Below are 6,813 nucleotides of genomic sequence, written 5' to 3'. Positions count from 1 at the left end.
GCGGGCGCGCGCGCCGATCACGTTCAATCTCGACGAATGACAGGACACTTCATCATGACAGTCTATGGAATCGGTCACATCTGGGCGCAGGGCGACCCGATGACGTGTGCGGTCGCGCTGTCGCTCGCCGCGATGTCGATCGCGTCGTGGACGGTGATCGTGATCAAGGCGATCGAACTCATCGGCATCCGGCGCCGCGCGGCGCACGTGGAAGCGCGACTGCGGGACGCCGACGGGATGCGTGCGCCTGACCTGCAAGGCAGGCCGTTCATCGATCTCGTGCGCGCGGGTGAGGCGGCGGTCGCGCATCACGAAGCGAGCCGGCACCGGCTGCGCGACCGGATCGACGCGAGCGACTGGCTGTCGCGTAGCCTGAAGACGTCGGTCGACGAATCGGCGGCGCGCATGCAGCGCGGGCTCGGCGTGCTCGCGTCGATCGGCAGCACCGCGCCGTTCGTGGGCCTGCTGGGCACCGTCTGGGGGATCTATCACGCGCTGCTGTTACTCGGTGCGGCCGGCGATGCGAGCCTCGACCGGGTGGCCGGGCCGGTCGGCGAGGCGCTCGTGATGACGGCATTCGGGCTGTGCGTCGCGATCCCCGCCGTGCTTGGCTACAACACGCTGGTGCGATTGTCGCGCGATATCGTCGCGCGCCTGAATCGTTTCGCGCACGGGCTGCACCTGTTGCTGCTCACGGGCAGCGGGCCCGCGACGGCCGCATGCGCCGGGCGCGCGGCCGCAATGCCGGCCGACCTGCAGCCGGCTGCCGATGGAGCATGAGCATGAATGACGATGCGAACGGTGGCAACGACGGGATGGTCCTGGCGACGGACATCAACATGACGCCGCTGATCGATGTGATGCTCGTGCTGCTGGTGGTGTTCATGGTGACGTTGCCGGTGCTGCATCACGCTGCGCACGTTACGTTGCCGCAGGCGGCGAGCTCGCGCGAGGCGCGGCCCGGGCCGCACGTGGATGTCGCGATCGACGCCAGCGGCGGCGTGAGCTGGGATGCGCATCCGGTGTCGAGTGCCGAACTGCGGGCGCGTCTTGCCGAGGCGGCTCGCGCCGCGCCCCAACCGGAAGTGCGCCTGTCGGCCGATCGCGCGGCCCGCTACGACAACGTCGCGAAGTTGCTGGCGGCGGCACAGGCAGCCGGCCTTGCGAAGATCGGTTTCGTCACCGATCCCGCCGCAGGCCGCTAACGCGCGGCGCTCCGCTGCCGAGCCAGTGATGCGACCCGGTCGCACCGCCTGGCCGCGACGTTACCCATCATCCGCTTTCGCCTGCAGCCCCTTCAACCCCTGGATCACGACCAGCAGCGCGCGCCCGTGCTCGTCCGACCCATCCCACGCGTCGACGATCGCGTCGCGCAGCAGGTCGTTGTACCGGCGGTGCGACGGCCCGGTATCGACACCATAGAAACTGCATAGCTTATTGAATGGCGCGCTGCGGCGTAGCCGAGCCCCGTTCGACAGCCTCAGGCGCGATACGGTCGGCTGGCTGACCCCGGAGAGTCGCGCTATTTCGCTAGACGAGCGTGTATCTGCCATCAGGCGGCGCAACAGGTCTTGAACGGGAAAATCTTGGTCCGGGGCTTCCATGCGATGCATTATACCTATACAGTTACGGCTGTTGAATGGGCTTGCTGTCACCAGCGAGGCTGTATCCCGAGAAAGTTGATGACACTGAAACACCTCCCACCCACGTTCTGCTGGACCAAGATCGGTACCGAGTCCGGCGAGGAACTGCCGACCGTCGTGCTCCGCAAGGAATGGGAGCGCCGGCTCGGAGGCGGGCGTTTTCTGTGGGGCATCAACCAGCCGCTCGGCAGCAGCGCGCAAGTCGCCGCGCATCGCACGGGCTCGCTGCTCGCGCTGTTTTCGCCGGTCGCGTCGCGCCCGCGCGCAGGCGAGCGGAAAGACATGCTGTTGTGGAATGCCTGGGTCGATGCAAGCGGGCAGGTGCGGCCGTTGCCGCCGCACACATTCATCGCCAGCCGCGCGACCTTGCCGTCGGGCCGGCGCCGCGAGCAGCACTACGCGCTCGTGTGCGCGTCATCCACCGCGCTGACGGTCGGCACGCAATTGCGCGTGTTTCCCGATCACCTGCGCAGCGTGAGCACCGGCCAGCCGCTCGGCGCCGCACAGGGCGCGGCCGTGGTCGATTGCGTCGGGCGCGCGAAAGAGCAGACGGGCAAGAGCTATCCGCTCGCGCTGTCGGTCGAGCTCGAAGCACCGTATTTCGTGCGGCTCGCGCAGCCGTGCGTGCTGAAAGCGCGCGATCTCGCGGAAGTGAACAAGGCCACGCGCGCGGGCGATTTCGATCGCTTCGTCGAGCTCGTCGCGCGCTTGCGCGGCCGTTCGCCGACGGACGCGGTGCGTGGCGTCACGCGCGATCTGTTCGACGTGCCGCCGATCGAAACGGCGGCTGCGTATGTTGCGCCCACGCACGTCGCGCGATTGCGCAATCGGCCGGCAGCCGAGCATCCGCGCGATCTCACCGGCGACCTGTTCGACCTGTCGCCAGGCGAGGCGGCCGCGTTCGCGGGCCTGTCGCATTCGCGTATCGGGCGCGCGTGACGCATCGCGCGCAGCAGATCGCGCAAGAATTTGTTGCAATCTCGCCATAGCGGAGCGGCGAGCGCAGAGGGACAATCGGCACGAAGCGCGCTGCGCGGCGGCCGATGCGTCGATACTCGATGGGTCGTGGTTCACGCCGCCGACATGCGCACCACGCACACTGAGCGTCGGCGTGCTTCACACTGCCACCCTGAGGGAGAAGTGTCGATGTCGACCCACATCTGTTCGCGGGAAGCCCGGGCCGCGCAACGCTTCGTCGAAGCCACGCGCAACGTCGATCAAGCCTTTCGCGCCGTGCGCGGCGAAAGCGACGACGACGTTTCATCGGCCGAATACGCACGCGCGATGTCGCGCCTCGATCGCGCGCTCGACGAATTGGCGCGTGCACAGGAGTTCTTCGATCGCGTAGTCAGTGCCGACACAACGCACGACAACTGATCGAGCTGCGTCAACGTGAACGTGCGTCGGGCGACGCGCGTTTGTCATCTTGCCGGGCATCGCGCCCGGCATGTCATTCAATCATTTCGTTCCGACTTCAGACCTTGCGGCCTTCGACCGGATAACCGGGATCGGTATAGCCGTGCGTCGACGCATGCCCGGGCGGCACGAGCGAATCGACGAACCGTTCGTCGTCCGGGCCGAGTTCGAGCGTCAGTGCATCGATGTAGCTGTCCCAGTGCGCTTCGGTGCGCGGCCCCGCGATCGTCGAGCTGACGAGGCGGTTCTTCATGACCCACGCGAGCGCGAACGCAACCGATGTCGTGCCGCGCGCGGCCGCATGCGCGGCCACCTGCTGCGCGATGTGCAACGATTCGGGCCGCCATTCCGTTTGCTGGATACGCCGGTCGCCGCGGCCCGCGCGCGAATCGGCGGGCGGCTGCGCATCCACCGCGTATTTGCCGGTCAGCACGCCGCGCGCGAGCGGGCTGTATGGCACGACGCCGATCCCGTAGTGCGCGGCGGCCGGAAGCTGTTCGACTTCGGCCGTGCGATCGACGAGGTTGTACAGCGGTTCGCTCGCGACCGGACGATCGATGCCGAGCTGGTCCGCGAGTCGCACGATCTCGGCGATGCGCCAGCCCTTGAAGTTCGACAGCCCGAAGTAGCGCACCTTGCCTTGCCGGATCAGGTCGGCGATCGCGCGCATGCCTTCGTCGAGCGGCGCATCGGTCAATGCCCGATGGAAATACAGGATGTCGATGTAGTCGGTGCCGAGCCGCTTCAGGCTCGCGTCGACCGATTCGACGATCCATTTGCGCGACTGGCCCTGCCGGTTCGCCCCGGCGTCCGGCCCGGCCGGAAAGCCGAACTTCGTCGCGACAACCCAGCTGTCGCGACGCGGCGCGATCGCGCGGCCGACGACTGCTTCCGAGCGGCCGGCGTGATAGACGTCGGCCGTGTCGATGAAGTTGACGCCCTGGTCGAATGCCTTGTCGATGATGCGCGTCGATGTCGCTTCGTCGGTCTCGCCGCCGAACATCATTGCGCCGAGACACAGAGGCGATACCTTGAGCGCACTGCGCCCGAGATAGCGGTAATCCATGGAGGCTCCATGCGGGCGCATGCCCGCCGGTTGAATGAAGGGACGCCGCGCTTACACGCCGGCTTCGTCGAACACGCGCTGCGCGATCGTGAGTGCCGAGCTTGCGGTCGGCCAGCCCGAGTAGAACGCGAGGTGCGTGATCGCTTCGATCAGCTCGTCGCGCGTGAGGCCGTTGTCGAGCGCTTTCTTCAGGTGGAACGGCAGTTCGTTGACGCGATACAGCGACACGAGGCTCGCGACCGTGACGAGACTGCGATCGCGCGGCGACAGGCCGGGGCGCTGCCAGACGTCGCCGAACAGCACGTTGTCGGTGTAGTCGGCGAGGGCGGGGGCGATGGCGCCGAACGCTTTGCGTGCGGCGGAAGTCGGTTCGGACATCGAGGGCTCCGGGGAGGGTGAGGAACACCGTCGATGGTAGCCACCGATGCGCTTATCGATAATCCCCGGCAATGCGCATGCACTTATCGACCCGATTCATGAATCGAGGCGCATGCGCGACGCACTGCCGGTTCATGCGCGATAGCGCAGCGCCTCGACGATCACCGCGAGCGCGCGCGACGATTGCCGCCGGCTCGCGTAGTACAGGTGATGACCGGGGAACGTCGGGCACCAGTCGTCGAGCACGCTGTCGAGGCGGCCGGCGGCGACATGCGGCGCCGCGAGTTCGGCGGGCACGTAGGCGAGCCCGTAGCCCGCGAGCGCCGCGTCGAGCGTTTCGTAGGTGCCGTTGAAGGTAACTTGCCCGTCGACGCGCACCTGCAGCGTGTCGTCGCCGCGCGCGAGTTCCCACGCGTACAGCGCGCCGTGCGTCGGCAGGCGCAGGTTGATGCAGTCGTGCGCAACCAGATCCTGCGGCGACACCGGGCGCGCGCGTTCCGCGAAATACGCGGGCGCGCCGACGATCGCCATTTTCATGTCGGCCGAGATGCGCACGGCGATCATGTCCTTCGCCACCTGGTCGCCGAGCCTCACGCCGACGTCGAAGCGTTCGGCGACGATGTCGGACAGCCCGTAGTCGTTCACGAACTCGACCTTCAGGTCGCGATAGTCGCGCAGGACCGGCGCGAGCTTCGGCCACAGCAGCGTGCGGATCACGAAGTCGGTCGCGTTGATGCGCACGGTGCCCGCGGGCTGGTCGCGCAGTTCCGCGAGCGCCGTCAGTTCGGCCTCGATTTCGTCGAAGCGGGGTGCGAGGTTGCGCAGCAGGCGCTCGCCGGCTTCCGTCGGCGCGACGCTGCGGGTCGTGCGCGTGAGCAGCCGCACGCCGAGGCGCGTTTCGAGCGAGCGGATCGTATGGCTGAGCGCGGATTGCGAGACGCCGAGCTGGGCGGCCGCACGCGTGAAGCTGCGCTCGCGCGCGACGGCGATGAAGGCGAGGAGGTCCGCAAAGTTGTCGCGCGGCATGGAAGGGGTCGGGTGGTCGATGCCAGCGCATCGTACCACCGGGTTCACCGCGTCGCGTTGCGCGCGTCAGCCCGCGCGCGTCATGCCCGGCGCATGGGGCGCGGGATGGTACGCATAGCCGCCATGCTGGAACGACGTCGCGAAGAACCGCATCTGGTAGCGGATCGCGTTCGCCCAGTAATCCCAGGTATGGCCGCCTGGACGCTCCGCATAGTCGTGCGGTACGCCGAGCGCGACGAGCCGTTCGTGCAGCGTGCGGTTCGAGCCGACGAACGCGTCGTCGCGGCCGCAATCGATCGTCAGGTCGAGATGCGCGCGCACGAACGCGCTGGCGCTGGCGACGATCACGTTGCGGTTCCAGAACGACGGATGGCGGCCGGGGTCGCCGAACACGTGGTCGATGCCCGGCTCGTCCTCGCAGCAGCGCGGATCGACCGCACCGCTGATGCTGCCGACCGCGCCGAACGTGTCGGGCCGGTCGAGCGCGATGCGCAGCGCACCGAAGCCGCCCATGCTGAGCCCGGTGATCGCGCGGGCGCGTTGTGTCGCGATCGTGCGGAAGTGCGAATCGACATAGGACACGACTTCGTTGCCGATGAAGGTCTCGTAGCGGCTGCCCGAGTCGAACGGACTGTCGATGTACCAGCTCTCGTGCCCGCCGTCGGGCATCACGAGGATCACGTGGTAACGGTCGGCCAGTGCGGCGATGTGCGTGTTCGACGTCCAGTCGGTGTGGTCGCCGCCGGAACCGTGCAGCAGATAGACGACCGGATAGCGGTCGCCGTCGCGGGTGCCGCGCGAATAAGCGTCGGGCAGCACGACGGTGGCCTTGAGCGTTTCGTTCATCGCGGCGCTGGGAATCGCGACGACCCGCGCATGAAATGCGAGAGCAGGGCCTGAAATGGCGAGCAGCAGAAGCAGCCAGAAGGCGCGTGCCAGGTACTTCGATCCTCGCATGTGTCGACCCCGTCCGGCGCCGGGCGCCGGGAAAACCGTGTTCGGACGACTCTAGCAACCGCGCCTTTCAACCATATTTCGGCGAATCCTACGGGTTGTCAGGCAGGCGGCGCGGACACGATGCGCTCGAGCGCCGCGCGAAACGCGTCGGGCTGCTCGGCCGGGATCAGGTGCCCGCAGCGCTCGATCGTGTCGAAGCCGGCGCAGCGCGCGAGCGCCCAGTCGGGCACGTGCCAGCCTGCGCGCGAGCGTTCGCCGGCGACCAGCCAGACCGGGTGTCGCTCGAACACCTGCGCGAGCGCCTGCAGATAGCCGGGTTCACCCGTC

10 protein-coding genes are annotated in these 6,813 nt (G+C 67.8%); 4 read left to right on the top strand and 6 right to left on the bottom strand.

Annotated features, from left to right (window positions below; genetic code table 11):
• Nucleotides 1-54 precede the first annotated feature (54 nt).
• Nucleotides 55-780, top strand: a complete 726-nt coding sequence (locus JYJ84_RS24740) for a MotA/TolQ/ExbB proton channel family protein (protein WP_175221226.1) — start codon at nucleotides 55-57, stop codon at nucleotides 778-780.
• The gene (locus JYJ84_RS24735; protein ID WP_175221227.1) at nucleotides 777-1,205 is read left to right on the top strand and encodes a biopolymer transporter ExbD; all 429 of its coding nucleotides are present in this window, start codon (nucleotides 777-779) and stop codon (nucleotides 1,203-1,205) included. The genes JYJ84_RS24740 and JYJ84_RS24735 overlap by 4 nt, the downstream gene beginning before the upstream one ends.
• 60 nt (nucleotides 1,206-1,265) lie before the next feature.
• Here the strand turns inward: JYJ84_RS24735 and JYJ84_RS24730 are convergent, their stop codons facing one another.
• Entirely contained in the window at nucleotides 1,266-1,604 is a 339-nt protein-coding gene (locus tag JYJ84_RS24730) for a helix-turn-helix transcriptional regulator (protein WP_122947901.1), read from the bottom strand.
• A gap of 78 nt (nucleotides 1,605-1,682) precedes the next feature.
• On the opposite strand from JYJ84_RS24730, the gene JYJ84_RS24725 reads away from it, so the two are divergent.
• Nucleotides 1,683-2,582, top strand: a complete 900-nt coding sequence (locus tag JYJ84_RS24725) for a hypothetical protein (protein WP_175221228.1) — start codon at nucleotides 1,683-1,685, stop codon at nucleotides 2,580-2,582.
• A gap of 207 nt (nucleotides 2,583-2,789) precedes the next feature.
• Nucleotides 2,790-3,020: a hypothetical protein gene (locus JYJ84_RS24720; RefSeq protein ID WP_122947899.1), complete on the top strand. Its 231-nt coding sequence runs from the start codon at nucleotides 2,790-2,792 to the stop codon at nucleotides 3,018-3,020.
• 97 nt (nucleotides 3,021-3,117) lie between these two features.
• On the opposite strand, the gene JYJ84_RS24715 is transcribed toward JYJ84_RS24720, so the two are convergent.
• From JYJ84_RS24715 to JYJ84_RS24695, 5 genes are all read right to left on the bottom strand, one after another.
• Entirely contained in the window at nucleotides 3,118-4,125 is a 1,008-nt protein-coding gene (locus JYJ84_RS24715) for an aldo/keto reductase (RefSeq protein ID WP_175221229.1), read from the bottom strand.
• Between the two features lie 51 nt (nucleotides 4,126-4,176).
• Entirely contained in the window at nucleotides 4,177-4,503 is a 327-nt protein-coding gene (locus JYJ84_RS24710; protein WP_069252400.1) for a carboxymuconolactone decarboxylase family protein, read from the bottom strand.
• A 132-nt stretch (nucleotides 4,504-4,635) separates the two neighbouring features.
• Nucleotides 4,636-5,529 (bottom strand): LysR family transcriptional regulator, encoded by an 894-nt coding sequence (locus JYJ84_RS24705; RefSeq protein WP_174956071.1) that lies wholly within the window; start codon nucleotides 5,527-5,529, stop codon nucleotides 4,636-4,638.
• Between the two features lie 66 nt (nucleotides 5,530-5,595).
• Nucleotides 5,596-6,486 (bottom strand): alpha/beta hydrolase family protein, encoded by an 891-nt coding sequence (locus JYJ84_RS24700; protein ID WP_175221230.1) that lies wholly within the window; start codon nucleotides 6,484-6,486, stop codon nucleotides 5,596-5,598.
• 98 nt (nucleotides 6,487-6,584) lie between these two features.
• Nucleotides 6,585-6,813: alpha/beta fold hydrolase (locus tag JYJ84_RS24695; RefSeq protein ID WP_374102128.1), on the bottom strand; the 229-nt coding region annotated here is incomplete at its 5' end.

The sequence above is a fragment of the Burkholderia sp. LMG 13014 genome (assembly GCF_905232215.1).
GTDB lineage: Bacteria > Pseudomonadota > Gammaproteobacteria > Burkholderiales > Burkholderiaceae > Burkholderia.
The sequence above is the reverse complement of the archived record's forward strand: the minus strand, read 5'-3'. Positions and strand labels throughout refer to the sequence as shown.